The organism is Microcoleus sp. S13_B4 (genome assembly GCF_036700885.1).
Classification (GTDB): Bacteria; Cyanobacteriota; Cyanobacteriia; order Cyanobacteriales; family Microcoleaceae; genus Microcoleus.
The window spans coordinates 1-24982 of sequence record NZ_JAUBPU010000073.1; the positions used below are offsets into that span (position 1 = coordinate 1).

Sequence of the window (24982 nt, forward strand, 5' to 3'; positions counted from 1 at the left end):
ACTTAAACGGCTTAATTGGTAAATCACCAAAAGCTGCTTAAGTATTTTTACTCATCACAAAAGTGACACGCTCCCGTCTTGCTTAGACTCTAAGCTATATTTAGCAAGCGAGGTAAACATACTTTTTTGCTTTTAAAATCCTCCTTACTTGTGTAATACTCAGCTCAATTCCTGTCTTTTCTCCTAGAAATATGGCAAGTCTAGCTGTTGTCGATCTCCCGAATTCATAGCCATATTTTTCAGGTTCTACTTCAATGGTCTCTAGAAGTAAATTAATGTATTCTTCTGTAGCTTTTGGGTAGTTACCCTTCATCCGCTCATCTTTGAAATTGTCTAAATTCTCAGGATCACCATGTATGCTCCAATAAGCAACTTTTCTCAGAGAACATCCAATTAGTTCAGCAGTTTTAGCTTTTGTATTTCCGTTATTTAGTAAAAAAAAAATTAAGGCTCTTTGCCGAATATCTGGATGCTCGTGCTCTTTTAATGCTTGTTGTAGACTTTTTTTTGTCTCGCAACTGAGGAAGTTTTTAGTAGGCATTGACTTTTTCTAAATATCCAGAAGTGTTGAATGCTTATTGATAGGATTCTGAAAATAGACATACGAATCTATAAACTGCTGATTTTAGCAATTGAAAACAAGTTCCTTAAACCAGTGAATATAGCTGATTTCTCACACATAAAGACCTGTAAATATCGTAACTTGTCTAAGAGTTTATGTCCACTTTCATCAGGAACTTCAACCAACTGAAGCAACAAATAACAAATCAAACAGGCATAGATTTGTATCTTAATTCCATTGGTATTTTTAGTAATTAGACGAGCTAATTTTAAATGCATTTTTAAGAAATTCCACAGCAATTCAATCTGCCATCGTCTTCGATAAATTTCTCCAACTTCTTCATTAGTGTATGCTAATTTTCCTGATTCAGGTAAATTAGTGACAAATCTAAATTCTGTCCGTGTTTCTCAATCTGAAAAAGTCACTAATCTTACTTGAAGTTTTCGTTGGTCACTCCACACTTCATAAGTTCCATCCTCCTTCATATTGACAGTAGAATTATTCTTAATTCGTAGTACAAAATATTGATTTTCTTTTTTCATTAATGCTTGAACGCGTTCCGAACTAAAAAAACCTCTGTCCATTACAGCGACTCCATTTTGAGGTGTGGCTGCTATGGTTTCATCTCCATACTGACTGTCATGACCTTGACCAAAATGAATGTGGACTCCATCAATTATTCCCCGTTTATTGTCCGTTCCCGCAAATAGTTTTACTTGATGGTATTCCTGTTGCCATAGTAATTTACTTGTTAACGTAACTATCGTTGAATCTAAAGGAAATAAACTCATCCTATCTTTGTTAATTAATTGACGTTTTATATCCACTTGCAATCTTTCAAAGATTTTTATGAAAACACCAATATCTCTATGCTTACTAGCCTTTGAAAAAGTTGATATATCTAGGGAAATATCTCGACTGTTTAAACGGGAAAATAGCGAACGCATAGTATCCAGACTTTGGTCAAAACTAAACCCTAGCCAGCAGGAGACAAATGTGAAGCTATCTAAAACAGGATAATCATCTTTGGGTAAATGGGCGAGATACCGTCTGACAATTTTGGGGAAGTTAGAAAATAGCATTTCAGCTGATTATTAATAATTTATAACTCTGCAATTATACATTGCTCGCCCAATTATAGCAATCTTTTCCTATCATTCAACACTTCTGCTCTCTATTATATGCAGCTTCACATAAAATTGGTATAAAATCTAAAATCTAAAATCGACTGACGCACCTATTTAAGTCGATCGCAGACATCATGCAAAAATGCAATCGGGAGTATTCGACAATTGCATAAATATCCATTTTTTGTATATATAAGTACAAAAGTTTACAATAAAGTCTTATATTAATAAACCCAACGACTGATAAACGGGATAAAAGAGATTCTAATGACAGCCAAAAAAAACCTCATTGTAATCGGCAATGGCATGGTAGGTCACAAGTTCCTAGAGTTAATGGTCAGCTCGGATGCTGCCAAACACTGGAATTTAATTACTTTTTGTGAAGAACCGCGCGTTGCTTACGATCGCGTAAACCTCAGCGGATTTTTTTCTGGGAAAACAGCGGGAGATTTATCTTTAGTTGCACCGGGATTTTATCAAGAAAACGGCATCCTAATTCACATCGGGGACAAAGCAGTCGCCATTAACCGGGAACACAAAATAGTCTCTTCAGCCAACGGTTTAGAAGTTCCCTACGACAAAATTGTTCTGGCCACCGGTTCCTATCCATTTGTGCCATCAATTAAAGGCAAAGACGCTACAGGAACCTTTGTTTACCGGACAATTGATGACCTGGAAGCGATGTCAGATTACGCTAAAAATTGCCAAACTGGTGTAGTAATTGGCGGCGGCTTGTTAGGTCTAGAGTGTGCTAATGCTCTGCAAAATATGGGTCTAAAAACTCACGTTGTTGAGTTTGCGTCGCGGCTGATGCCCGTGCAAGTTGACGAAATTGGCGGTGCGATTCTCCGTAGCAAAATAGAAGAGTTGGAGGTTTCGGTTCACACCAGCAAATCTACAACAGAAATTGTTAGTGAAGATGGCAAAGTTACTAAAATGCTGTTTGCTGACGGTTCGGAATTGGCAACAGATATGATTGTCTTTTCTGCTGGCATTCGCCCCCGCGACGAAATTGCCAGAAGTTGCGGTATAGAAGTAGGAGAACGCGGTGGCATTGTGATTAATGATAGCTGCCAAACCTCCGATTCTGACATTTATGCGATCGGAGAATGCGCGCTATATCAAAATCGCATCTACGGCTTAGTTGCGCCTGGGTATACAATGGCAAGCGTAGCAGCAGATATTTTGAGCCGTGCAGCCGATAGCCGACAGGATGCCCCCGCTACAAGCACTTTTACAGGTGCGGATATGTCCACTAAACTCAAATTATTGGGGGTGGATGTCGCTAGTTTTGGAGATCCTTTTCCCAAGTCGGCCGATGCTAAAGAAATTGTTGTCACTGACACCTTCCAAGGCATTTACAAAAAATTAGTTTTAAATCAAGACGGCAGCCGGATTTTAGGCGGAATTCTCGTGGGAGATGCTTCGGCTTATGGTACTTTGCTGCAATTCATGCAAAATGAAATTGCTCTACCGCCGCATCCCGAAGATTTGTTAATGCCACCGCGAGAAGGGGGAGTACCGGCGGGTTTTGGAGTAGACAGTTTGCCGGATTCAGCTCAAATTTGTTCTTGCAATAATGTTACCAAGGGGCAGATTTGTGAAGCTATTCGCGATCGCAATTTAACCGATGTTCCCAGCGTCAAGAAATGCACTCAAGCTGGGACGGGCTGTGGCGGGTGCGTGCCTTTGGTGACGGATATCTTCAAGGCGGAGATGAAGAAAGCTGGGTTTGCCGTCAAAAATAATCTCTGCGAACATTTTGAATATTCCCGTCAAGAATTGTACCATTTAGTGCGTTCTCAAGAGATTAAAACATTTGAGGAGTTGATTGAAAGACACGGCAAAGGTAAGGGTTGCGAAATTTGCAAGCCTGCTGTTGGTTCGATGCTGGCTTCTACTTGGAATGACCACATTTTAGAGAAGTCTCACGTCGGTTTGCAAGATACGAACGATTACTTTTTGGCAAACATTCAGCGCGACGGTACTTATTCGGTGGTGCCGCGAATACCGGGGGGAGAAATTACGCCGGATAAGTTGATTGTTTTGGGTGAAGTTGCCAGGGATTTTGGGCTTTATACTAAGATTACTGGCGGGCAACGGATCGATTTGTTTGGAGCTCGCGTGGATCAATTGCCGCATATTTGGCGTCGGTTGATTGATGCGGGATTTGAGTCGGGACACGCTTACGGTAAGGCTCTGCGTACTGTAAAATCTTGTGTTGGTAGCACTTGGTGCCGCTTTGGGGTGCAGGATTCAACGAGTTTGGCGATCGAGGTTGAATTGCGTTATCGTGGTTTGCGATCGCCCCACAAGCTCAAATCTGCTGTCTCTGGTTGCACTCGCGAATGCGCGGAAGCTCAAAGCAAGGACTTTGGGATAATTGCGACGGAGAATGGTTGGAATTTGTATGTGTGCGGCAATGGCGGCATTAAGCCACAGCACGCGGTTTTGCTGGCTACGGATATCGATAAGGAAACGCTGATTAAGTATATCGATCGATTCTTGGTTTTCTACATCCGCACCGCCGACAGATTGGAACGTACTGCTACTTGGTTGAACAAGCTTGAGGGCGGAATTGAATACTTGAAACAGGTGATAATTGAGGATTCTTTGGGCATTTGTGGTGAATTAGAAGCGCAGATGGAACATTTAGTGAACACTTATCAATGTGAGTGGAAAACGACCATAGAAGACCCACACAAGGTGCAGCGGTTCCAGCATTTTGTGAATTCCGATTTGCCCGATCCGAGTATTGTTCGTGTTGCGGAACGGGGACAAACGCGGCCTGCTAACGAACAGGAAAAGGCTCTGGTTGGAGTTTCGGAATAACCCATCCCCAGCCCTCCCCTTGAATCAGGGGAGGGAGCAAGATTTGATCTTCGAGGCTTTGCCTGGGAATGAATTCTTGGAGGCCTCGAAACCTGCGTTCTCAGGCAGAGCCGAGAAATGAAATTAAAGTAAATTAACAGGAAAAGAAGATGGTTCAATCATTACAACTTTCGGATACTGTGACTACTTGGGTAGATGTGTGTTCTCTTGATGCGATCGCCCCTTATACGGGAGTTTGCGCTTTAGTTAAAGGCGAACAAGTGGCGATTTTCCGAGTGGGAAACGGGGATGAAGTTTATGCGCTTAGCAATTACGACCCGTTTAGCAAAGCTTTTGTGTTGTCGCGGGGACTTGTGGGCGATCGCAACGGCACTATCAAAGTTGCTTCTCCCATTTACAAGCAAAACTTTAGTCTCACTACCGGGCAATGTCTGGATGATGAAACGGTAAAGATTCCTACTTTTGCAGTTCGGGTTGTAGCCGATCGCGTCCAAGTAGCTGTTAGTTAGATTCAGTGGCTTAATTGTTCGATCGCCATCCGCCAACACCTGACATTCCTGTGGGTGATGGCGGATTTTGCATAGGGGCGCTCCCGAGGCAGTATTTTTGGTATAAAATAGAGTCGATTGGTTCCATACTCCAGGGTCGCTCAAAAAAATCTCAACTAATATCCGAGCTGATGCGAGGATTGTCAATGCAAACAAACTTCAGGGGGCAGGGTATCGGTATGTTGTTAAAAAAACTTGTTTCCGAAAATAATCCCCAGACTGTAGCAGAGTTAATCCATGCCCAACTCAAAATCGGTCAACTGACTTGGGGCGAACTCAACATACAAGTTTTCGGCCAGCACTGGCGGGACGAATCTTTGCACGAAGTCCTCAGAGAAATTGCAGCTAAGCTCGACAAAGAAACAGCGAGCAAAATTATAGAATATCTCACCGATCAAAACGGTCAACCAGAAAAATTTATTAATTTGTTTTTAGCAGCGCAATGCCTGTTAAAAGTGAAAAATGATGTTGATAAAAAAACTGAAAAAAAACTGTTAAACGCTTTAAAAAAGTTATCGCAATACGGCAGTGGTTTCCTGATTCTTTATCAAAGCGCTCAAGAATTGCAGGAAACTTATCAAATTCGCAATCGATCGATCGCGGCGATCGCCCAAACTTGGAAAAACGACCCGCAAACCCTGCCCTGGCTGAAAATACTCGCTCACTCCAGTGACTGCGGCGAAGTCCGAGCCACGGCAGTCGAAGCAGTAGCCCGTGGTTGGCCAGAGCAGCCAGAAATTTACCTGATGCTCAAAAACCTCGCCAAATCCGATGGAAGCTGGGCAGTGCGATCGACCTGTGTGCGAGAAATGGCTTCTGGTTGGCCAGACAGCAGCGATACCTTGCCGCTGCTGAGTGCCCTGGCTCAGTTTGATCAAAGTCCCGCAGTCCGCACCGCAGCACTCGAACAGTTGGCCTTTAATTGGCCCGATCGCACAGATACCTTGCTGCTGCTGAGAACCGCCGCCGAATCTGACGAAAATTTGGGAGTGCGAGTCGCAGCGTGGCAAGAAATAGCCAGAGGTTGGCACAGCGTTTTAGGCACGGCATCTTTGCTCAAAAACCTTGCCCAGACAGGAAGTTCTATCCTGCGAACAGTAGCGGTGCGGGAGTTGGCAGCGGGCTGGCCCGTCGCAACCGACGTTTGCCTGCTGCTGAAAACCTTAGCCGAATCCGACAGCAGCAAAGAAGTGCGGACAGCAGCCTTAGAAGAATTGGCCTCGCACTGGCCAGGCGAGCCCGACATTTACCCGCTGCTGAAAACTAAAGCCGAGTCCGACGCGAGTTCGAGCGTCCGGCGCGCAGCAGTGCAAGCAGTTGCCTCTGGCTGGCCCGGGAACCCCGAAACTCTGACTTTTTTGCAAAATATAGCATTGGGCGATCGCGACGCCGACTTGCGAGAAATAGCGCTACAACAGATAGCAGCAGGTTGGCCCGACCACCCAGAAACCCTGCCCCTGCTGCAAAAAATAGCTGATTCCGAGGATTACTGGACTGTGCGCCAAGTAGTAGTGGAGGCTGTCGCCGCACTGGCGTCAGGCAGTCTCGAAGTCTTTGGCTGGTTGCAAAATCTCGCCGAGTCAGACAGACACCTCAATGTTCGAGAAACTGCGGTGGAAGAAATCGCAAAACGCTGGTCTCACCGGGGCGAGACGCTGCCTTTCCTCAAAAGCCGCGTCGAGTTGGAGCATGATGCTCACTTGCTGAGCGTGCTGATGCGATCGATCGTGCGGCGCTGGCCCGACGACCCGGAAACCTTGTCTTGGCTGAAAATTGAGCTCGATTCTGGGGAAGCCCTGGTGCGGCAAGCGGCGGTGCTTGAACTCGCTTACAACTGGCCGGACAATCCTGAAACTTGGATGCTGCTGGAGGCTAAAGCAGAGGGGGATGAGAGTCCGGCTGTCAGGCAAATCGCTTTGCAAAAGTTAGCCCGGGGGCGAACAAATCAGTCGCAGATTTTTGAGTGGCTGAAAATTAGAGCTCAAAAGGATGAAGATTCGCAGGTGCGGGCGATGGCCCTGGTAGAGTTAATGCGCGGATGGAAAGACGAGCCGGAAATGTTTGAGTTTTTGCGCGATCGAGCTTTGAGCGATGTTGACAATCAAAACGGTTCTTTTCCTTACAATCCCCGATTTACAGCACTCGAAGCCATTATCGAACATTATCCCGAAAATCCGGGAGTTGTGCCGTTGTTGCGATCGCTTGCAGTTTCGGACGCCGACGAGCAAATCCGCGCCTTAGCGAGTCGCCGGCTACGCAGCCAAGACTGGTAAACAGAAACAATCGCTTTTTTTGATATCTGCTGCGGTTATCCGGATGATCAGCGCTTTTGATGGTAGATGAATTTGCTTTGGTCTAAAAGATACTTGGCGCCGGAGCAACCAGTTCTTACTTTCAGTTTTGTTGACCATTTAAGCAATATCTAAAGGAGTACGTGTGATGGGTACTAAATTCAAGAGAAGAATTCTCTCAATTGATGGTGGTGGTATTCGGGGTATCATTCCTGCGATCGTTCTCAACTACATTGAAGAGCGCACAGGAAAACGCATAGCAACAATGTTTGATTTTATTGCAGGCACTTCAACAGGAGGAATTTTAGCACTGGGTTTAACTAGAAAGAACTCAGACTCTAGCATCAATAATGAACCCGAGTATACCGCTGCCGAACTTGTAAATTTCTATCGCAAATATGGGTCAAAGATTTTTAATGAGTATATTCCAACGTCTTTTGATGATTTGCTACAACCCAGGCACAACCCAAAAGGTAAGCAAGAAGTTTTAAAGGATCTTCTAGGTGAAGCTAAGGTTGAAGATGCATTACGAGAAATTTTCATCCCGAGCTATGATATAGAACTGAGAGCACCAATTTTTTTTACAAGCAATCGGGACGCAGAGGAAATCGAGAGTATTCATAGCCGCAAAGTATGTAGCGGATTCAAAATGTTTGAGGCAGCAATGGCCACTTCTGCTGCACCGACATTCTTTCCACCCTACCAACTCGAAACGGGACATACTACCGATGAGGGATATTACGCTTTGGTAGACGGTGGAGTTTTTGCAAATAATCCTTCCTTACTTGCAATGATGGAGGCGATGATTTCTTACAAGAACAAGACTCGTGAAGAACTACACCGTAAGGATACCCTTGTTGTTTCTTTGGGTACTGGATCAGTAACCAGGAGGTATAAGTATAGAGATGCAAAAAATTGGGGACAAATCAAATGGGCACTTCCCTTACTTAACGTTGTTTTAGATGGTCAAAGCGAATCAGTTGCGTTTCAGCTTCAGCAGCTAATGGTGACTAAAGGAGACAAAGAAAATAACCGAAACTACTATCGTTTTCAACTTCAATTGAGTAGCGAGAATGCTCACGATCAAATGGACAACGCAAGTCCCAGTAATATTGATCACCTTGAGGAGCGAGGTGAAAAACTGATTGAACACTGTAAGAAAGATTTGGATGAGTTGTGTAAGCTTTTGAAGGACGAAACTGAACTATATCCTAATCAACCGGACAGTTAAATCGAGATACGGTTGCAGGGTTTTTAATGGGGTAAGATTTTGTGTGTATTCATTCCCACAACAGGGCATCGCAAACCGCACCGCTTCCCCCATTACCGAAGAGCGATCGATCGCAATCCGAAGCCCTTTTCTCCCACCTAAGCAAGTGTTCCCAAAACACAGGGTCTTGCTTTGCCCGCTGCACGAGGCTTGCAGTTTCCCACGCAGAAGAGCAAGTGCAGGTATTAGCCGCTCTCCGACTTCAAGTATTAACAATTAACTGTTAATAATCGATCAAAAGGGCGATCGCATACCGTACCGCTTCCCCCATCATCGAACCGCGAACGCGATCAGACGCCGTTTTCTCCCACGCGAGCAACTGTTCCCGAAAACCCGGGTCTTGCTTCGCCCGCTGCACGATCGCCTGACTGATGACTTTCTTTTGAATCTGCTCTGTTGGAATACCTTGCTGCTTCAAATAATCCAACAGCCGCTGCACGCTTTCGGAGAATTTATCCGGCGTCTGAGACATCAAAATAAACGAAATTTGGCGCACCATTCGCTGATAGATTTCCTGTCTTCTGAGCAATACTTCCTTGTGACTCGGCTCCACCGGCTCCACACTCTTACTAGGAATAGGCAAGCCGAGCAAACTCAAAATTTCAGCGCCCTTGGCTAAAACCTTTTCCAACATATCTGGATAAAGCTCCAAAATGCGATCGCCCAAAATCTTGCCATTCACCAAACGGTTCGCGCTCAGCCGCAGTAAATGTTGTTCTCCAGCAGACTCAAAAAATTGAACGTTCAACTTGAGTTCGCGGCTTTCCAACTCCACGCGACGCACCGTAAAAACCAAAGCCTCCCAATTAGGAGGTTCAGCAAAACCCACCTCCACAATCGAACTTTCCTCTTGATGCTGCCGCCCCAATTCCCCCGACTCAAAATCGCGATCTACTGGCAAGCGATTTGCCGCAACTTTCGCAGTATAATCAAACTGAGTAAAAACATAGCGACAGTCAACTTTCGACAGATCGACATCTTGAACTTGCCAATTTTGAATGCAGCAGCCCGTAAGCTGCGCCCCTTCCAAATTCGTCCGAATCAAACGGCACTCAATCAAACAAGCTTCTCTTAAATCCGCCTCACCTAACATCGCATCCATCAAATAAGCGCCGCTCAAATCAGCTTTTTGCAAATCAGCATTACGCAAATTAGCTTCGCTCAAATCCGCCCGCAACAAATACACTCCTTGCAGGTTAGCTCGCAGCAAAAGCGCCTTCTTAAAACTCGCTTTCAATAAATAAGAACCCGCCAGATTAGCTCGACTCAAATCAGCGTTATCCAGCACCGCCTCAGTCAAATCCGCCCCCGCCAGCACAGCTCGGTGCAAGTCAGCACCAGTCAGATTTGCCGATCGCATTTGAGCGCCATTCAAATCAGATTCAATCAAATTTACACCGATTAAAATTGCCGATCGCAAATTCGCTTCCACCAAATGCGCTTCCCGCAAATTAGCACCCGTTAAATTAGCACCAACAAGACTGGCGCGGTTGAGATTCGCCTCCATCAATTCCGCCGCCATCAACTTCGCGCCGTCGAGTTTAGCCCCAGCCAAATTAATCTGGTCAGATTTAACTCCTTGAAGATTAGCACCGCCCAAATCCGCTTCGGGGAACGCGGCCCAATTGAGTTCTGCTGCTTCCAAACAAGCAAGGCGCAAATCCGCTTTAGCAAGATTTGCCCCGCTCAAATTTGCCCCGCTCAGATTCGCCCCAGCTAGCCCCGCACTGCGGAGATCCGCGCGGCGCAAACAAGCCCCTATCAACTTGGCATTGCTCAAAAAAGACCAGCTTAAATTAGCGCCGGTCAAGTTAGCACCAGTGAGGTCTATATCTCGCAGGTTAACACCGCTTAAACTAGCGCCGCTGAGGTCAATGTGACCAAAGTTGCGCTCTCCCTGTTGATAGCGCTGTAAAAATTCTTGTGTTTGCATTCCGCAGATTGGGGGGCTGGCAATTTAGCTGTTTTAGGACGCGCTGGTCAATAACTTTAACTGTAAGGTACGCACGGAACACGAGCGGGCTAGGCACGGGGACACTACTCCTACTACTTACCGCAATAACTCATGTCCTCCGGGTGATCCGTGGGTACTTTACCCTTATAGATGGCAGTTCAAAGGATTTGTTGCGTAAGTTCTATTTCTACTACCAGTTTTACAGACTTTTTTAACTTCAAGTAGCCGATTTCATATGTGATACGCTCCCCCGCCGGAGACAGTTTTTACCTAAAGCGCTGCAATTCTTGCTGCAAGTGTTTTCCCCATTTAGTCGCTAGAGGAATTTCTGTAAAAGGAACCTGCACCGCAGCAGCATCTTTCAACAAAAATTCGAGGGCTATTGGACTTCCAGAACGTGGGGGCGACTCTAAATCAACTGCCTGAGAGTTGACTAACAACCGCAGCGACTGCACGTCTTTTAAAGAAAAAGTTTGCAAATTCACAGGCCCGCTGCGAGTAGGTTTTCCCCAAGTTAAACTGTCTTCTTGCTGACCGAGTACAGCATAAATATCGTACTTGGCTTTAGCGAATTGTTCTGCCCAGACGCGATACGCTTCCAGCTTTTGATACTCGTTCCATCCAGCCCAAGCCAGCCCGATAAAGATTGCCAGCAGCGGCAGCCACATTAAACCTCTTTCCATGCAATACCCTTGTTGAAAATAATCCAGGTTCTGTTTCTCATCTTCTCTAATGATACAATTAATTGAAGTCGTAAAACTTGCTCTGCAATTCTAACTAGAAATTAGAGCAATTTTTGATTGAGCAACAGCCACCGCCGAAAAATACCAAACGCCCGCGTGCGAGATCCCCACAAGTCGCAGCAAGGAAAACTGGCGCTGGCGGTGAAAATTGGGTTATTGTGGTGAACAAGCCTTCCCTAAACGGACGATCGGCCATGAAAAAGTTTTTCCTTCTGTGCTTATTTTTAATCGGGCTCGGCTGGGCGATTTCAAATTTCCCAGGACTTGCTACTCAAGGCACTTACGACTCGATTGTGCTTGATTTCCGCGAAGATTTGGGTGCTGCTGAGATTGCGAAAGAAGTAAATGCGATCGCCCAACAGTACCAAATCGCACCGCAACTCAACAGCGAATTCTCAGCGGGCGACAATGTATATGTAGTTAAGGGCGATCGCACTTTGCTAAACGCCCTGAGAAAATCAAATTTGGCTAAAGATACCGAATACATTGAACCCAACTACGTCTACAGGGCTTTCGAGATTCCCAACGACCCCATGTATACCAAGCAGTGGAATCTCCGCAGCATCAATGTAGAATCTGCCTGGAACGAAACCAAAGGCAGCGGCACAACAGTAGCGATAATTGACACGGGTATTACTCCAGTCGCTGACTTAAAAGAAACCAAATTTGTACCGGGCTACGACTTTGTAAACGATCGCGCCGAAGCCTACGATGACAACGGCCACGGTACTCACGTCGCCGGTACAGTCGCCCAATCAACTAACAACAATTACGGCGTTGCGGGCATCGCCTACGAAGCAGCTTTAATGCCGCTAAAAGTGTTAAGCGGCAGCGGTGGCGGCACGGTTTCCGACATCGCCGAAGCAATTAAATTTGCTGCTGACAACGGCGCAGATGTCATCAACATGAGTTTAGGCGGCGGCGGTGAAAGTCAGTTAATGGAAGAGGCGATCGACTACGCCCACTCTAAAGGCGTTGTCATCATCGCAGCCGCCGGCAACTCCGGCGACAGTTCCGCTTCCTATCCCGCCCGCTATCCCCACGTCATCGGCGTTTCCGCCCTCGGCCCCGACGACGAAAAAGCCTCTTACTCCAATTTCGGCGCAGGGGTTGACATTGCAGCCCCGGGCGGTTCTGAAATGGGCAAAATCCTGCAAAGTACGATCGACCCGGAAACCGGCGCCGAAGTATTTGAAGGCTACCAAGGCACTAGCATGGCTTCTCCCCACGTTGCAGCCGTTGCAGCCCTTGTCAAGGCTTCCGGCATCACAGAACCAGACGAAATTCGCAGCGTACTCTTGCAGTCCTCGCGAACTGTCACTGAAGATCCGTTAAACCATTTTGGTTCGGGACACCTAGACGCAGCCGCAGCAGTTCAGCTAGCCCAGCGCGGACAAATCAACTTCCGCGATTTCTTCCGCTGGTTGCGCGACAACGGCTATCTCAGTCCCCGTTTCTGGATTGACGGCGGTGCAGTCGCCCTGTTGCCTAAAATTGCAATGGTGCTGGGTTCTTACTTGCTGGCTTTCTTTATGCGGAATTATTTCCCGTTCGCCTGGACTTGGGGCTTTTCCGGCGGCTTGATGGCTGGGAGTTCTGGATTCTTTTTCCTGCGGAACTTGTTTGTATTTGACCTACCGCAGTGGCCGATGCGGGTGATGGGCAGTTCTATTCCCGAACTCGGCGGTGCAATTAATGGCAGCAGTATGCTGAATCCCTTTTTTGCTAGCGTTTTGATTCCTGGGATTTTGATTGCTTTGCTGTTGGGACATCAACAGTGGAAGTGGATCGCGATCGCAATTTCGATCGGTTTTGCCAGCAGTTTAGCGGTGAATGCTTTTGTGTCTCCCGCAGTCTGGGGATTGGGCACAGGTTTGGTAGCACAAACATTCTTAATTGTCAATGCTTTTCTGTGTTTCGGACTGGCGCGTTTAGCAATTAAAACAGAGGTGCGATCGGCATGAGTATTACTGTCAAGGGTGTAATTGAACGCAAAGGATTTGGCCCGGGCACTTGGGCTTTGGTTGGCGAAGATGGGGAAACTTACGAACTTAAGGATGCTCCTTCTGAGTTGAAAAAAGCTGATTTGAAAGTCAGCGTTAAAGGTGAAGTCCGCAAGGATGTGATGACTTTTGCTATGATCGGCCCGGTGCTTGAGGTGCAGTCTTTTGATGCGATTTAGCCTAATAGGTTAATCCAGCTTTCGAGCCAAAAAAAACCCCGGCCTTAATTGGCTGGGGTTTATTAATCAGGGTGCATCTTTATTTACTTTCCAGTGGCTAGCACGATGTTCGGGATCAATTTGATTTTTAACTGCAGATGCACCCAGATTAACGCGGATAATTCTTGACTTATTGAAATTTTGCTGTTTTGGCTGCAATACGAAAAAAAAACCCGGCCAAAATTGGTCGGGAGTTAATTAATCAGGGTGCATCTACTAATTTAGTCTCCGGTTCGAGGTGCACCTGTTCCGGACAGTTTGGGAAAATTTGGGAAAATTTGTGGTTTGGGGTGCGAGATCCAAAAAAAAACCCGGCCAAAATTGGTCGGGAGTTAATTAATCAGGGTGCATCTACTAATTTAGTCTCCGGTTCGAGGTGCACCTGTTCCGGACAGTTTGGGAAAATTTGGGAAAATTTGTGGTTTGGGGTGCGAGATCCAAAAAAAACCCGGCCAAAATTGGTCGGGAGTTAATTAATCAGGGTGCATCTACCAATTAAGCTTCCTGAGAATTCCAGCGCAATCCGGACAACCTCAAACTTTTTCAGCATCACCCTCGATACCGCAAAAAAAACCCCAAACCAAAATTGGTCGGGAGTTAATTAATCAGGGTGCATCTACCAATTAAGTTTCCTGAAAATTCGAGGCGCAATCCGGACAACCTCAAACTTTATTCAGCATCACCCTCGATACCGCAAAAAAAAACCCCAAACCAAAATTGGTCGGGAGTTATTTAATCAGGGTGCATCTACTAATTTAGTCTCCCGCCTCACAGCACCTCTTTCAGGACACTTTTGCAGAATTTAGGACAATTTGTGGCGAGGGCGTGCGATCGACAAAAAAAACCCGGCCAAAATTGGTCGGGAGTTAATTAATCAGGGTGCATCTACTAATTTAGTCTCCCGCCTCACAGCACCTCTTTCAGGACACTTTTGCAGAATTTAGGACAATTTGTGGCGAGGGCGTGCGATCGACAAAAAAAACCCGGCCAAAATTGGTCGGGAGTTAATTAATCAGGGTGCATCTACTAATCTAATCTCCCGTCTCACAGCACCTCTTTCAGGACACTTTGGCAAAATTTTGGAGAATGTGTGGCTAAGGGTGCCAGATCCAAAAAAAACCCGGCCAAAATTGGTCGGGAGTTAATTAATCAGGGTGCATCTACCAATTAAGCTTCCTGAGAATTCCAGCGCAATCCGGACACTTAGCACTAAAAACTCAAAACTATTTTCGGTGAACCAGAGTTGCACTAGCTTGGTCTGTCGGAACTAACAAAATTTCGCTAATATTGACGTGGGGCGATCGCGTCGCGCAAAAATACACCACATCGGCTACATCGTCTGCCGTGAGAGGTGTCAATCCTTGATAGACATTTTTGGCTTTTTCTGAATCGCCGTGAAACCGGACATTGCTAAATTCTGTTTCCACCAAACCAGGTTCTATTTCCGTCACCCGCACTGGTGTTCCCAAAAGGTCTTGTTTCAACCCTTCGGAAATAGCTCTCACTGCTGCTTTGGAAGCGCAATAAACATTACCTTTCGGATAAGTTTGGCGGCCTGCTATTGACCCGATATTCACTACGTGGCCGCGGCCTCGGCTTACCATTCCCGGCACGATGGCACGAGTCATGTAAAGCAAGCCTTTAACATTGGTATCAATCATTTCTTCCCAATCTTGAAAGTTGCCTTCGTGCAGTTTGTCTAAACCGCGGCTCAATCCAGCATTGTTAATCAGAATATCGATGTTTTTCCAGGCATCGGGAAGCGCTGTTATCGCCGATTCGACTTGGGGGCGATCGCGCACGTCCAATTCTAGCAAATAAATCTCGTTCGCCGACGCGATGGATTTTGTTTCTACAAGTTCGTTTGCCAGTCGATCGAGCTTTTCAAGGCGGCGGGCTGCTAAAATTAGTTTGGCTCCACCTTTGGCGAATATCTTCGCACACGCTGCTCCGATACCGCTACTCGCACCTGTAATGAAAACAATTTGATTTTGGAGAGAAATCATTTTTAATAATAAGAAGGAAGAGAAAAGAGGATTTTTTTTTACTTGGTATAAGATTAAGTCGGGTCAATTAACCATAATTCTTGTAGAGGCAGGTTTAGCTGGTTCTCTCTTTTCTATGAGAGATTTTACTTAAACCGCCACTACAGAAATTACCCAAATAACCGATAACACCTATTTTATTACTTGACAACCCGCAATCGCACACTAACCGTTGCAATTCCGCCTTGTCGCATCAAAACTGCTGAAACCCACCGATTTTCGGGCGTAGCCGGAGCTTTACCTACTTTAAAAATTCCCCCGGAATTTAGCAACTCCAGCTCGACTTCTGAGGGATTAAAAAAGGTTTTTTCGGTAATGGGTTCCTCCAAAACAGTCCCTATTAAAATATCATCGCCGATCGGCTCTCGCACAATGGCATCAAAATGGTACTCTTCGCCCACCTTAACTTGCTCCGGAAAATTCACTTGAATTGTGGGAGGATTTTTGCCAGAACTAAGTTGAGTTTGTTCTGCTAAAATCTCTTGACTAACTATTTTTTCACCTTCAAAGCGCTGCTGGGAACGGATGGTAGCTTTGAGAGTTAATTCTCTGCCATCCTTTTTTTGAGTGCCGGCAATTGTAGTTATGGTTTCTGCGAGAATCGCGCTACCTTCGGTTTTCCAAGATTTGATCTCGGTGCGGTAATTTAAACTCGGATATCGATCCCAGAGTTGGGTGAGGGCTTTTTCCATGCTTTGGCTGTTTAAGCCGTCAGAATGAGTGAAATTCTGGCTGTAAAATGCCATGACTGCTTTGACATCGCGCCGGTTGGCCGCTGCGTCAATTTCTGTTAGCAGTTTTGTAAGTGGGGCAGGCGCATTTGCAGGGGTTTGGGCGATCGTTTGGGGAGTCGCCGCGATCGCACCGATCGCTCTTGCCGCACTAGGATGCAGCACGCCAGCACTTACCACTGTTAAACATAACAACATTTGAGCGATCGACTGCCCGCAGTTAAAGCCAAAAACGATCGCGCGATCGGCTTTTTCGTCCCGACGGCTGGAAAAATACTGAGATGCACTTGGCACTAAATTCAAAAAATTACGCATTAGATGATAATTTGGTTATTTGTCAGGGGTCGTAGCTTGGGCAACTGTTCGCCTGCAACGAAAACTGACAACGGAAGCAGGGACACGGCACAATCTAATTTTAGATGGCTGATTCAAAATTGGCTGAAACTGCCGGAATAATAAGCATAATAATCTAAAACCTCAAATATAAAATTGATCGACCTGTGGAACTTGTACTTGTAAAAAAAGAAACAAATACCTTGACAAAAGCCCCCCTCCGGTTGTTGGTTGCAGCTAGCGGCACTGGTGGACATTTATTTCCCGCGATCGCCACCGCTGGGCAGTTGAACGACTGTCAGATCGAATGGCTGGGAGTCCCAGACCGCATGGAAACCGAGTTAGTTTCATCCCTTTACCCCCTCCACACGATCGCCGTTGAAGGCTTTCAGCAGCGATTTGGACTCGGTACAGTGCGAATTTTGGGCGGACTCGCCGGCTCGATCCTTCAGGTGCGGAAGTTGCTCAAAGCGGGAAATTTTCAGGGAGTCTTTACTACCGGCGGTTACATCGCAGCACCGGCAATTCTAGCGGCCCGTTCTTTGGGTTTGCCAGTGATTCTCCATGAATCTAATGCCATTCCCGGGAAGGTGACGCGCTGGTTTAGTCCTTTGTGCACTGCTGTGGCGATCGGATTTGAAGCCGCAGCCCAGCATTTACCCCGTGCGAAAACCGTAGTTGCTGGTACACCGGTGCGATCGCAATTCCTGACTCGCCAACCTCTAAATTTGCCAATTCCTGACAGTGTACCTGTAATTTTAGTTATGGGCGGGTCTCAAGGTGCTGTCGCCATCAATCAGTTAGTGCGCCAGTGTGCTCCGGCTTGGTTTGATGCCGGTGCTTGGGTAGTTCACCTCACCGGAAATAATGACCCGGATGCTGAAAGTTTGAAACACGAGCAATATTTGTCAATGCCATTTTACGACAATGTGGCGAGTTTGTTGCAGCGAGCAAATTTAGCAATTAGTCGATCGGGCGCGAGTGCTCTAACAGAATTAGCAGTGACGGGAGTACCTTCTATTTTAATTCCTTTTCCTCACGCCGCTGACGACCACCAAAGATTTAATGCCGAGGTATTTGCTAAAGCCGGGGCCGCCGTGGTATTCCGTCAAAGCGAACTGACAGCAGATGTGTTGCAAAGCAAGGTGCTGTATTTGTTAAGAGATTCCGACTATTTGGAAAAAATGTCTCAAGCTGCTTCTGAATTAGCAGTGAGAGACAGTACAGAACGTTTGGCAAATTTGGTCAGGCAATTGGTTGTGAGGTGATATTTTTTAGGAGTTTTAACCGCAGATGAAGGCAGATAAACGCAGATGAACGCTGATGAAGACTGATCTTTTACACGATATGGGAGTGAATGAATTTAACTACTGATTCTAATCCTTCTTTAGTCTTCAAGTTAGTAAAAACAAAAGGTTTCTCGACTCGCATTTTTTTAGCGTCTCGTTCCATCACGCCTAAATCTGCTCCTACATAAGGTGCGAGGTCTGTTTTATTAATTACTAATAAATCTGATTTAGTAATTCCTGGCCCACCTTTGCGCGGAATTTTATCACCCGCAGCGACATCGATGACGTAAATTGTTAAATCTACTAACTCCGGGCTAAAAGTTGCCGCCAAGTTATCGCCGCCGCTTTCTACAAACACTAAATCTAAATCAGTGAATTTTTGTTCTAACTCTTCTATAGCTACTAAGTTAATAGAAGCATCTTCGCGGATGGCTGTGTGGGGACAGCCTCCCGTTTCTACACCCAAAATTCGATCGCTCTCTAAAGCTTGACTCCGAACCAAAAACTGTGCATCTTCCTGAGTATAGATATCATTAGTAACTACAGCAATCTGGTACTGCTGCCGCAGCGCCTTGCACAAAGCATCAAGTAAAGCAGTTTTCCCCGAACCAACCGGCCCAGCAATTCCTACACGAAAAGCACCCATAGCGATTTTAGATTTTAGATTTTCTGATTTTCAACTCCGAAACAACCGAGTGTACTGAGTTTCGTGCGCCATGCTAGCCAGTCCTAATCCCCAACTGCAACTAGCAATATCATCATCTTCTAATTTTAAAACTTCTTGCGCCGTAGAGCTAATTTGAGACTGCAAATCTAACAGTAACTGTTGACCGGCTGTTTGACCGAGGGGAATCAGTTTCACGCCCGCACTCGCCAAATTGGCAGCCCAACTGTACAAATATCCTAACACGGCCGCTTCCTCTTCAATCTGCCAGTTGGCGGCGGCAATGCCAAAGCCGATCGCAAAATTGCACGGATTGCCGCCAAATTCCACCAAATCTTTTACACTTGTTGTTAACCCAGAAGAAACAGGCGATTCCCTGCGGGATAGCTTCGCTTCACGCAAATCTAGCAACAACCTGACCAAAGTCCGCCCCATTTGCCAACTTTGCAAGCGCAACTCTTCTGTTTCCTTAGCAGCAGTCGCCCAAGCATTCCAGTAACTCAAAGCCGTCAAATCCCCTATCTGTGCCGCCCTCAAAGCCCTTACCAGCACAGCGGCTTCTACTCGCACCGCCCCGAATTGCAGCGAATTTTCTAACCAATTCCTCAAAGTAATCTCGCTGTCGATCGCACCGGTTTCTACTAGGCTTTCGATTCCCTCAGAATAACTATAAGCTCCCACAGGTGCAAAAGCTAACTGCAACAAACATAAAAGTTGATTGTTCACTGTTGACTGTTGGCTGTTGACTGTTAGCTGTTGACTGTTGACTGTTGACTGTTATTTGTTGGTTACAATGCCCAATGCCCAATGCCCCATTCCCCATTCCTAATGGCTGTGCCCGTAAGCGCCCATTTCTGGCTGAAACGGCACAATTTCCTCTATTACTTCCAAACCCATTTTTTCTAGCATTCCCTGCAACACAGAGTCGGGAGAAAGCCTTAAATAATTATCGGCAATTTCTAAAGCTACGTGACGGTTTCCTAAATGATAAGCCGCCCGCATCAGTCGCAGCGGACTTGATGCCCGCGCTGTCAGCACCGGTTCGGGTTTTGCACTTACCAGTACCAAACAGCTACCGTCTTCCGACTGCAATAAATCTCGATCGCGCAGTACCGTACCTCTGGGCAAACTCAAGTGCAGCTTTTCCCCCGTTTCTGTCTCGAAGCGGTGGCGGCTGCGAGTGCGATCATCCGCTGTCATCGGTAAAGTAAAGCTGACAACAGCATCGGGATTTGCAGGCAAATGTTTTGTGAATGTTAGCATTTTTCTATGCTATTCCTCAGAGCACTTCACTTGAACTTAAGTTTTTGAGGAATATCTTTTTTATAGCCGAAGGAATAATGAAGACAGAAGTTCCCATCTTCAGCTCATGTTTGAGAAATTAAAAACGTCTTCATCGTGTTGCCACTCGCTATATCTCATTCCGATTTAGAGCAAGTTGAAAAATATTTATCTCTCTGACCGCTCCCGTTCTGGTCTTAATACCAAATTTATGTTATTTTGTCAAGCACTTGATCACAGACGATCGCTTTTTTTTCAAAAAATTTTGCCTACCGTCTAGGAACTCGAACAATTTAAATCTCCAATATATATATTGTTGGGGGGAGGTAGCGGTTAGGCCTCCTGCCGGCCCTGAACAAGCTTTTATGGAGAAGTCTAATAGAACGGGAGGGGAAGAAAGACTCAAACCCTCCGCTTATTGATTGCCCGCTTGTTGCAGTCGCAGCAGCTCGGCTTGAATTTGCTGTTTGACTGCCGGATTCGCTTGCTGGAGCAAAGTGAGCTGGTTGAAGCGACTAACTGTCAAACCATTAGTTTCGATAACTTTTTTAGCTTGTTGGCAGTAATTCACTGCGATGCCGCGAACACTTCCAGACAACCTATTAATTTGCTGAGTTTCGTTGCACACGACTCTGGGAACCGAGCCCCCAGCCATTCCTTTAATTTCGTTAAAAGCTTCCACCCGTCTAGGTTCTATTGCCAACACAGCGCGAGCGTAGCTAGTAATTTCCTCGCTGCTAATCTCTTGAGCTTGGGCGGCAGCTCCGACAACGAGGTTTGGGGATTGTGTGTACAAACCGGGCGCCCATCCGCTAGCCAAAGCTGCGGCGGAAATGATTCCTGCAAACAACGATTGCCGCAGCATCCGGTTTAGGCCTAATTTAGATGTGTTAAGTGAGGTGTTCATGGTCGTCGGTGATTGCTTGCGTGTAGATAAAAATGACACAGCGCTTGGAGGCTCAATCTTTTTGAATCATGTGGCGGCTAAAAAGTTCCTGCCGTTGGTGATAATTTTGAATTCCAGCAGGATGGTTTGGAAGTTGCTACGGCGATCGACTTTTTAGCTAATTCGATAATTTCCTCGATTCTAACATCTGTAGGAAGTTGACAAAACCCTTACTTTAGAAGGTAATTTTAATTACAGAGCGTTCTCGAATTGCCTCTCCAAATAATTCTAAAAGCGCAAATATTAAATTATTCTAAAAGTTATTGACAAATTACTCGCCTTATTTGGTCTAATCAAGGTACGCGCCACCGATGCTATCCCGAATGCGCGTGCCTTCGGTGAAGGGTAGGGAATCGCCTGCAAGGCAAGGTCAATCGATTAAAGATTAAAGATTAAAGATTAAAGAATTGAAGCATTGACCCCACGGATAAATTCGGGGGGCAAGTTTCATCGGAGACAGGTTTTTTATTTCTGGACGGATGAATCCGGCGGCTTGTATCCTGGATGCTTTCGGTCAAAGTTAGCAGTAATCGCACTCATCAATTCCCGCGATGATTTATTTAATGTTAGGCTGTGGCGCATTTGTCGATCGAGGAAATCCCCCGCTTGTTTGGCGGCTGACGGAGGCAGAGCCGGAACCAAAAATCATGTTTTACTACCGGAAGATAGAGGCCGCAGCAGGGAACTAGACATTAAAATCTTGTTATCAAAATGCGCGCTCTCTGTTGTCGGCAGTCAACGCGCAGGCCTTCGATTCCAGTTCTCGCTTCCTCCAGTTTGGGGCTGTGAAAACTTGTCGGAGACTTACCCATAAACCTGATTTTTCTACGAAATAAAATCGTTACAGCCTCCAGCAAGAGTAGACAAACCCGGAAAGCTGGAACTTTTGGGTCTCAGTTTTATTGTCATCTCGATCGCACATAGCGAATTTTTGCAAGCATTATCGCAGCAATTTAACAATTATTAATTACCAATTGCCCATGAAAAGTCAAAAAGAAATTTGGCGAGTTATTCTCGCAGTAGCTATCAGTATTGTAGGGGTGCTGCACTTTGCAGTACCCGCACCTTTTATCAGAATTGTACCGCCCCAGCTTCCTTACCCGGAAGCCTTAGTTTATATCAGCGGTTTTTTCGAGATTTTGGGTGGCATTGGGCTGTTAGTTCCTCCTGTCAGCAGGGCGGCGGCATGGGGATTAATTGCCTTGTTTATTGCCGTGTTTCCAGCTAATATCAATCAAGCCGTCAACAACATTCCCATAGAAGGGATTCCCCACAACCAATTACTGTATTGGTTCAGGCTGCCTTTTCAAGCTGTGTTGATTGCTTGGGCCTGGGTTTATACCCAACCAGACGAAGGTAAACCGCGGGCTTCTATAGTTCCAGATAGAACCAAAAATGCCCAATGAAGCAGTTCGACTACTCTTTGGATTTTAAGAACATCGACTTTCGACAGCACCCGGAACTTTATCGGGTAGGGAAAGGGGAACAGGGTGTGCTGTTGGTGGAACCCTACAAAGGAGAAATTCTGCCTTTCTGGAGATTTAAGACTCCTGAAATTGCCAGGGAGTCCAGCAGCCAAATTTACTCCTTGTTTTTAGAGTATCTCGATCGGGAAGATTTTGTTGGAGCCGACATGGCCCGCAAGTTTTTGCAGATGGGCTATACTCGATCGCGTCGCTACGCCAACCACAAAAGCGGTCGAAAATACCAGCAAAACCCTCAGAAGCTGAAGTCTGTTGCAGAGCAAACCGCTGCTCGAAAAGATATTTTGCCGCTAGAAGCAGATCCGGTGAAAGCAGAATCCGCCGCCATTTTTCAAGAGAAATGGATGCTGGCCAAAATCAACGAGAAATATCTCCAGCTTTTAGCCAGACACCGGCAGATGTACGAATCTTATTTAGTCAACGCTGAGGATTGACATACAGTTACAAAAACTCAGAACTCATAATTTAGCCCCCAGGCAGCAATGCAGTTGTGCTTGACTATCTGGGGGCAGCATTGATCGAGGGTTGTCCTATAACTTACTCATCTTCTTCTTCCGCCTGCCACTGCCGCCAAATTTCAAAGGCATTAAAGCCCCTGTATTGCAGGTAATTCAAGACTTTGCCCTTGGTTTTCGGATCTGCTTTCCCCCAAGTATCGATCTTGTATTTCCGCATGACTTTGGCTTTTAATTCGGCCAGTTTTTCTGCTTCGGAGTCCTGATTTTCGGCAATTTCTTCTTCCCAGACTTGCTCGAACAAATCGTTGGTAATTCCTTTTTGCAGGCACTTGCGCTTGATGGCAGACTTTCCGTATTTGCCTGCTGCAGAGGCGATCGAGTTTGCCACCAAGCGAGTGTCGGACTGATAGCCGCGGTCTTGAATTTGCGCGATCGCCTCCAATATTTCCTCATTGCCAAAACCTTTCTCTTGCCCCTTTTTGCGAAGTTCAGAGGCACTGTAGTCTTTGCGGGACAAGAGAAAATAGAAATAGTCAAGACAGCTCATCAGTTCAATCGAAGGGTGGCGCGCAAATACTCGTGTAGCGAATGCCAAATCCAGTCGCCTTGCTATCGGCTGACTGCCTCGCGATCGCCTCTATTCTTCTGTATCCTCCTCTTCATCATCCAATTCCACATCCGGTCTGTCCACATCGATCTGAATCAAGCGAATGTGCTTGTATCCGAGCTTAATTTCAAACTCGTCTCCCGGCTTTAATCCCATTTCTTGGGTATAATTTGCCCCGATCACGATCGAACCATTCTTGTGAACGCTAGCTCGATAACTCGCTTCTCGTCCGCGTCCGTCTGCTTTCGACTTTTCTAGCTCAATGCCCTTAGCAGCTAACACTGCATCGTAAAACTCAGCCAGATTAATCCGGGTTTCTCCACTTTTGCTGACAGTGAAGTAGCCGCAAAGCTTTGCAAGTTCTCTGCGCGGCAAATCACTGCCTTTGATTTTTTGAAGCAGACCTTTTCCTGTTAAGGGTGCTGTAGCTGTTTCTGCCATTGACCGTACCTCGCTTATTGGACTTTACTTATATCAATTACAACACATTAGATTAACTTTGTTTCACTGTCAATACTAATAATTCTCAATATTTAAGATTCTGGATAAATTTCTGCGGCCTCAAGACCGGGGGTGCAAGTAAGGATGCTCGAAGGGCGATCAATTTGCTGCTTGTGGCCTAAATGCTTGGGTAGGCCTCTCTTGCGATCGCGCGGGAAATTATTGTCGCAAATTAAATGCTTTACTTTTTTACACTAAAGTCTGTTCCCTGTATTCACCAATCCCCGATCAAGTCTGTGGTCAAGGTAAAAACAAGACAGCCATGAATCGAAATACCTAGAGCGCGGCCGCTGCAAATCTGCCGAAAGCATTTACCGGCCGGGGTTAACTTTTACCTCAACAAGGGGAGGCAGCACTTGTTCTAGATGCCGCTGCCAGCTACTTGCATTCACCACTTTACAAAAAGAATCCAACTGTAGGCCCGTGCTCCAAACCCTTATGGAATAAGTCATTCCCAATTCTTCAATCTCAAATTTCAAATCTAAAATCTAAAATGGTATAAACCCTATTTTTCGGGCTGGAAATCCCCTCAAAACCCCAAATACCAACGAGTAATCTTCTATTAAGGTGTTGGGCATATAACTTGCACAGAACGCAGTCTGGGGAAAGCTATCTGGTAAAAATTGAAGGAAATTTCACCTCTTCGGTGAACGGGTTTAAGCTAAAACCCGACTCAATGGGCGCGGCGGCAGAAACATCGGGCAGCCACTAAGAGGGGCATAGTTTTGATCGGGCGAGATTGCTTGGCGACTGTTAACACTTCGCCACGAATCCGTAGATGTCTAGGGGGAACTCGGGAAAATCTTCCTCCTCCGGCCCCAAGCCAGAGAATTTGAGGTTATTTCCACAGGCGAATTGAAAAAGACCGAGTTAAATGCACAACTGCTTAAATGTTTGATGCACTACAAATTAGCAGCGGTTCCCGACATGGAGTTTCGATGGAAATGTATTGGTTTCCACTCGTAGCCTGTAAACTGCCAGACTCTCAAAATTTATGCACCAACTGGAGCGGCGCGTCAAACCCACATTCCGCACCCCAACTGTCACATGGGGTGCGGGTGGGCTGTAAATTCTGGTTCGATGGTAAGCGCGCCA

Annotated in this window: 22 protein-coding genes and 1 pseudogene; 9 read left to right on the top strand and 14 right to left on the bottom strand. The window is 46.0% G+C overall.

What is annotated here, in order from left to right:
• Positions 1-100: 100 nt before the first annotated feature.
• The gene (locus tag QT994_RS24370; protein WP_333179134.1) at positions 101-541 is read right to left on the bottom strand and encodes a winged helix-turn-helix domain-containing protein; all 441 of its coding nucleotides are present in this window, start codon (positions 539-541) and stop codon (positions 101-103) included.
• 84 nt (positions 542-625) lie between these two features.
• Positions 626-1644, bottom strand: a pseudogene (locus QT994_RS24375) (IS4 family transposase).
• A gap of 312 nt (positions 1645-1956) precedes the next feature.
• Here QT994_RS24375 and nirB point away from each other — a divergent pair.
• The 4 genes from nirB to QT994_RS24395 all read left to right on the top strand — a co-directional run bounded on the left by nirB (position 1957) and on the right by QT994_RS24395 (position 8591).
• Positions 1957-4521: a nitrite reductase large subunit NirB gene (gene nirB / locus QT994_RS24380; RefSeq protein WP_333179137.1), complete on the top strand. Its 2565-nt coding sequence runs from the start codon at positions 1957-1959 to the stop codon at positions 4519-4521.
• 149 nt (positions 4522-4670) lie between these two features.
• Positions 4671-5030 (top strand): nitrite reductase small subunit NirD, encoded by a 360-nt coding sequence (gene nirD, locus QT994_RS24385; RefSeq protein ID WP_333179139.1) that lies wholly within the window; start codon positions 4671-4673, stop codon positions 5028-5030.
• A gap of 185 nt (positions 5031-5215) precedes the next feature.
• Positions 5216-7342 carry a HEAT repeat domain-containing protein gene (locus QT994_RS24390; protein ID WP_333179142.1) on the top strand — a complete coding sequence of 709 codons (2127 nt, stop codon included), beginning with the start codon at positions 5216-5218 and terminating at the stop codon, positions 7340-7342.
• Positions 7343-7508: 166 nt separating this feature from the next.
• A complete protein-coding gene (locus tag QT994_RS24395) occupies positions 7509-8591 on the top strand; it encodes a patatin-like phospholipase family protein (protein WP_333179144.1) in 1083 nt (360 codons plus the stop codon).
• 262 nt (positions 8592-8853) lie between these two features.
• Here QT994_RS24395 and QT994_RS24400 read toward each other — a convergent pair whose 3' ends face one another.
• On the bottom strand, positions 8854-10563 hold the full coding sequence (locus QT994_RS24400; RefSeq protein ID WP_333179148.1) for a pentapeptide repeat-containing protein: 1710 nt from the start codon (positions 10561-10563) through the stop codon (positions 8854-8856).
• A 287-nt stretch (positions 10564-10850) separates the two neighbouring features.
• Positions 10851-11267, bottom strand: a complete 417-nt coding sequence (locus QT994_RS24405) for a hypothetical protein (RefSeq protein WP_333179151.1) — start codon at positions 11265-11267, stop codon at positions 10851-10853.
• Between the two features lie 254 nt (positions 11268-11521).
• Here QT994_RS24405 and QT994_RS24410 point away from each other — a divergent pair, with 254 nt between their 5' ends.
• A complete protein-coding gene (locus QT994_RS24410; protein WP_333179182.1) occupies positions 11522-13291 on the top strand; it encodes a S8 family peptidase in 1770 nt (589 codons plus the stop codon).
• Positions 13288-13509, top strand: coding sequence for a hypothetical protein (locus QT994_RS24415; protein WP_333179155.1), 222 nt, complete (start codon positions 13288-13290; stop codon positions 13507-13509). Before QT994_RS24410 ends, QT994_RS24415 begins: the two co-directional genes overlap by 4 nt.
• Before the next feature lie 1262 nt (positions 13510-14771).
• Here QT994_RS24415 and QT994_RS24420 read toward each other — a convergent pair.
• Positions 14772-15554 (bottom strand): SDR family oxidoreductase, encoded by a 783-nt coding sequence (locus QT994_RS24420; protein WP_333179158.1) that lies wholly within the window; start codon positions 15552-15554, stop codon positions 14772-14774.
• A gap of 179 nt (positions 15555-15733) precedes the next feature.
• Entirely contained in the window at positions 15734-16639 is a 906-nt protein-coding gene (locus QT994_RS24425; RefSeq protein WP_333179161.1) for a nuclear transport factor 2 family protein, read from the bottom strand.
• 221 nt (positions 16640-16860) lie between these two features.
• Here QT994_RS24425 and murG point away from each other — a divergent pair, with 221 nt between their 5' ends.
• Positions 16861-17925, top strand: a complete 1065-nt coding sequence (murG, locus tag QT994_RS24430) for an undecaprenyldiphospho-muramoylpentapeptide beta-N-acetylglucosaminyltransferase (protein ID WP_333179164.1) — start codon at positions 16861-16863, stop codon at positions 17923-17925.
• A gap of 70 nt (positions 17926-17995) precedes the next feature.
• Here murG and ureG read toward each other — a convergent pair whose 3' ends face one another.
• From ureG to QT994_RS24455, 5 genes are all read right to left on the bottom strand, one after another.
• Positions 17996-18592 carry an urease accessory protein UreG gene (gene ureG, locus QT994_RS24435; RefSeq protein ID WP_333179167.1) on the bottom strand — a complete coding sequence of 199 codons (597 nt, stop codon included), beginning with the start codon at positions 18590-18592 and terminating at the stop codon, positions 17996-17998.
• Positions 18593-18622: 30 nt separating this feature from the next.
• The gene (locus tag QT994_RS24440; RefSeq protein WP_333179170.1) at positions 18623-19336 is read right to left on the bottom strand and encodes an urease accessory protein UreF; all 714 of its coding nucleotides are present in this window, start codon (positions 19334-19336) and stop codon (positions 18623-18625) included.
• A 99-nt stretch (positions 19337-19435) separates the two neighbouring features.
• Positions 19436-19873 carry an urease accessory protein UreE gene (gene ureE, locus QT994_RS24445; protein WP_333179173.1) on the bottom strand — a complete coding sequence of 146 codons (438 nt, stop codon included), beginning with the start codon at positions 19871-19873 and terminating at the stop codon, positions 19436-19438.
• Between the two features lie 433 nt (positions 19874-20306).
• A complete protein-coding gene (locus QT994_RS24450; protein ID WP_333179176.1) occupies positions 20307-20798 on the bottom strand; it encodes a DUF4168 domain-containing protein in 492 nt (163 codons plus the stop codon).
• A 504-nt stretch (positions 20799-21302) separates the two neighbouring features.
• Positions 21303-21479: a hypothetical protein gene (locus tag QT994_RS24455; protein WP_333047274.1), complete on the bottom strand. Its 177-nt coding sequence runs from the start codon at positions 21477-21479 to the stop codon at positions 21303-21305.
• Between the two features lie 338 nt (positions 21480-21817).
• Here QT994_RS24455 and QT994_RS24460 point away from each other — a divergent pair, with 338 nt between their 5' ends.
• Both QT994_RS24460 and QT994_RS24465 read left to right on the top strand, forming a co-directional pair.
• On the top strand, positions 21818-22243 hold the full coding sequence (locus QT994_RS24460; RefSeq protein ID WP_333047276.1) for a DoxX family protein: 426 nt from the start codon (positions 21818-21820) through the stop codon (positions 22241-22243).
• Positions 22240-22755, top strand: coding sequence for a DUF4385 domain-containing protein (locus QT994_RS24465; RefSeq protein WP_333179179.1), 516 nt, complete (start codon positions 22240-22242; stop codon positions 22753-22755). The genes QT994_RS24460 and QT994_RS24465 overlap by 4 nt, the downstream gene beginning before the upstream one ends.
• A 103-nt stretch (positions 22756-22858) precedes the next feature.
• On the opposite strand, the gene QT994_RS24470 is transcribed toward QT994_RS24465, so the two are convergent.
• The 3 genes from QT994_RS24470 to QT994_RS24480 all read right to left on the bottom strand — a co-directional run.
• Positions 22859-23326 carry a regulatory protein RecX gene (locus tag QT994_RS24470; protein WP_333085570.1) on the bottom strand — a complete coding sequence of 156 codons (468 nt, stop codon included), beginning with the start codon at positions 23324-23326 and terminating at the stop codon, positions 22859-22861.
• 90 nt (positions 23327-23416) lie between these two features.
• Positions 23417-23827, bottom strand: a complete 411-nt coding sequence (locus QT994_RS24475; RefSeq protein ID WP_015177612.1) for an AbrB family transcriptional regulator — start codon at positions 23825-23827, stop codon at positions 23417-23419.
• Between the two features lie 969 nt (positions 23828-24796).
• A partial coding sequence (locus QT994_RS24480) for a hypothetical protein (protein ID WP_333179181.1) occupies positions 24797-24982 on the bottom strand: 186 nt, incomplete at its 5' end.